The organism is Pseudomonas sp. SDO5522_S412 (assembly GCF_054071215.1).
The window spans coordinates 1-2,823 of record NZ_JBSVWQ010000391.1 but is presented as its reverse complement, the minus strand read 5'-3'; the positions used below and the strand labels follow the sequence as shown (position 1 = coordinate 2,823).

The window sequence follows — 2,823 nt, the reverse complement described above, 5'->3', positions numbered from 1 at the left end:
ACTGACACACCGCCTTCGCGAGCAAGCCCGCTCCCACATTTTTGTCCGTATTCCAATCATCAGCCCCTACAATGCCTCCTATCATCCAAGGGGGTTTCATGGACATCGAACTGGCACGCACCTTCCTCGAAATCACCCGCTGCGGCAGCCTCGCCGCGGCGGCCGAGAAACTGCACGTCACCCAGACGGCAATCACCGCCCGGGTCAAAAACCTCGAAAGCCAGCTCAACAGCACCCTGTTCGTGCGCAACCGCGCCGGGGCCCGCCTGACCCCGGACGGCGAGGCGTTCGTGGTCTACGCCAACCAGCTTGTCCAGACCTGGGAAGCCGCACGCCGCGACCTGCCATTACCCGACGGCTACCGCAACGTGCTGCACATCGGTGGCGAAGTCAGCCTGTGCAACCCGCTGATGCTCGGCTGGGCCCAGGCCTTGCGTGAACACATCCCCGGTCATGCCTTGCGCACCGAGATTCGCGAAGGCGAGTACCTGTTGCGCCAACTGGAGCTGGGGGTGCTGGACGCCGCCTTGGTGTTCCAGCCGCAATACTGGCCGGGGTTGCAGGTGGAGCAGGTGCTGGAAGAAAAACTGATCCTGGTGCAACTGGCCGCCCGGCCCGAGCCCTACGTGTATATCGACTGGGGCCAGGGCTTTCGCCAGCAGCACGACGCCGCACTGCCGGACAAGGCCCGCGCAGCCCTGAGTTTCAATCTGGGGCCACTGGCGTTGCAGTACATCCTGGAAAACGGCGGTGCCGGGTATTTCCGCACGCGGGTCGTACAGAGCTACCTCGACAGCGGTGTGATGGAACGGGTGCCCAAGGCGCCGGAGTTCAGCTTCCCGACGTACCTGGTGTATTCCCGCGAGCGCGACTCGGCGGTTTTGCAGCAGGCGCTGGGGTTGCTGCGGGCGGTGGTGGAGGCGGAAAAGGATTGGTCGCAGCGCTGGGATCCGGTGATTTGAAGCCGTGCCCATGGTAGCCTCAGGTTGTTTTCTCCTGGTTCCCCCCTGCCGATGAACAAGAAAAAGTCCGTCACCATCAGCGACATCGCCAAACGGGTCAACATGACCACCATCACGGTGTCCCGGGCGCTGAGCAAACCCGACCTGGTCAAGCCCGCCACCCTGGCGCGGATTCTCGAAGTGGCGCGGGAGCTGGACTATGTGCCCAACGCCTTTGCCCGCGGGCTCAAGCGCAGCGAGAGCCTGATCATCGGCGTGATCACCGCTTCGGTCGACAACCCCTTCTACAGCGAGATGATCAAGGCGATTTCCCGCGAGGCGAAAAAGCACGGCTACACCATCATGCTGGTGGATACCGACGAACTGGAAGAACTGGAAAGCAAGGCAGTCGACACGCTGCTGGGCTACCGCGTGGCGGGGATCATCCTGTCGCCGGTCTCCGACGAGCCCAGCTACCAGCCGGACTATCTGGAGCGCCTGGGTAACGGCAAGACGCCGGTGGTGCTGCTCGATCGCACGATCCACGACAGCCCGTTCAGCCGCGTGGTGCTGGACAACTATCACAGCGGCATCGAGGCGGCGCAGTACCTGGTGCGGCAAACCCCGAACCTCAAGCGCCTGCTGGTGCTGACCGGGCCCGAACATTCGCGCATCACCATGGAGCGCCTCAAGGGCCTGAAAGAAGTCCTGGCCGCGCACCCTCAGGTGCACGTTGAAGTGTGTGCCGGTGACTACACGCTGATGCCCTCCTACCTGCACACCCTCGACTACCTGGCCGAACACTCGGCGCCGGACGCGATCATGGGCTTCAACCAGTTGATCACCCTCGGCGCGCTGCGTGCGCTGCGCATGCACAACATCCCCCACGACAGCCTGACCATCTGCGGCATCGACCGCCTGCCCTTTGCCGATATCTTCGGCGTGCCGATTGCCTGCGTGGCCCACGACGCGTCACTGGCCGGCAGCAGCGCGGTGCGGCTGCTGCTGGATCGTCTCGAAGACCCGCACAAACCGCGGGACAAGGTGGTGATCGCCGGCAAGCTGGAGAACGGCTAGCGGCTGGTGTAGCCGCCGTCGATCGGCAGGCTGACGCCGCTGATCATGCTGGCGGCATCGCTCAGCAGGAACAACACCGGCAGGGCCACTTCCGCCGTTTCGGCAAATCGCCCCAGGGGAATCGCCGCCAATGCCGGGTCGCGCTTGGCGGGCGCCGACCAGGCCATCTGTGCCATGGGCGTGAGGGTGACGGTGGGGTTGACGCTGTTGACGCGAATTCCGAAGCGGCCCCATTCGGCGCATTGCACGCGGGTGATGGCGTCCAGTGCGGCCTTGGAGGCGCAGTAGCCGAGGTGATCGTCCAGGGCTACCAGTGAGGCCTGGCTTGAGACGTTGACGATGCTGCCGGGAATCTTCGCTTCAATCATCGCCGCAGCGATACGGCTGGCGACCTGGGCCGCGGCGCGGGCGTTGACATTCATCACCTGGTCGAAGGCTTCGGCGCTGATGGCCGCGGCGGGTTCCAGGCGGGAAATGCCGGCGCAGTTGACCAGTCCATGCATCGGCGGCAGGCCTTGCAGGGCCAGGTCCAGGGCGGCGCTGTTGGCGATGTCCAGGCACAGGGTTTCGCAACCGAGCTGGGCCAGGGCCTGAGCGTCGCGGCCCAGGGCAAACACCTGGGCGCCGCTGGCGATCAGTTGGAGGGCAATTTCCCGGCCGATGCCGCTGCTGGCGCCGGTGACGAGGATGCGCTGCTTGGTGAAGTCAAAAATAGCGTTCATGGTTCACGATCTCTAAAACGATGGAGATCCCATGTGGGAGCGGGCTTGCTCGCGAATGCGGTGGGTCAGGCAATAAATCCGGC

Annotated in this window: 3 protein-coding genes; 2 read left to right on the top strand and 1 reads right to left on the bottom strand. The window is 64.3% G+C overall.

Annotated features, from left to right (window positions below):
* The first annotated feature begins 98 nt into the window (after positions 1-98).
* A complete protein-coding gene (locus ACW9I6_RS31900; RefSeq protein ID WP_008430591.1) occupies positions 99-962 on the top strand; it encodes a LysR family transcriptional regulator in 864 nt (287 codons plus the stop codon).
* Between the two features lie 51 nt (positions 963-1,013).
* Positions 1,014-2,018, top strand: a complete 1,005-nt coding sequence (locus tag ACW9I6_RS31895) for a LacI family DNA-binding transcriptional regulator (protein WP_008430593.1) — start codon at positions 1,014-1,016, stop codon at positions 2,016-2,018.
* Here ACW9I6_RS31895 and ACW9I6_RS31890 read toward each other — a convergent pair.
* Complete coding sequence (locus tag ACW9I6_RS31890; protein ID WP_003215767.1) at positions 2,015-2,740, bottom strand: SDR family oxidoreductase; 726 nt, start codon at positions 2,738-2,740, stop codon at positions 2,015-2,017. The two genes, ACW9I6_RS31895 and ACW9I6_RS31890, sit on opposite strands and share 4 nt — an antisense overlap.
* Positions 2,741-2,823 lie beyond the last annotated feature (83 nt).

What these genes read in the sequence shown, in the direction of transcription:
- ACW9I6_RS31900 (WP_008430591.1), top strand. Translation starts at nt 99, where the DNA reads ATGGACATCGAACTGGCACGCACCTTCCTCGAAATCACCCGCTGCGGC.
- ACW9I6_RS31895 (WP_008430593.1), top strand. Translation starts at nt 1,014, where the DNA reads ATGAACAAGAAAAAGTCCGTCACCATCAGCGACATCGCCAAACGGGTC.
- ACW9I6_RS31890 (WP_003215767.1), bottom strand. Translation starts at nt 2,740, where the DNA reads ATGAACGCTATTTTTGACTTCACCAAGCAGCGCATCCTCGTCACCGGC.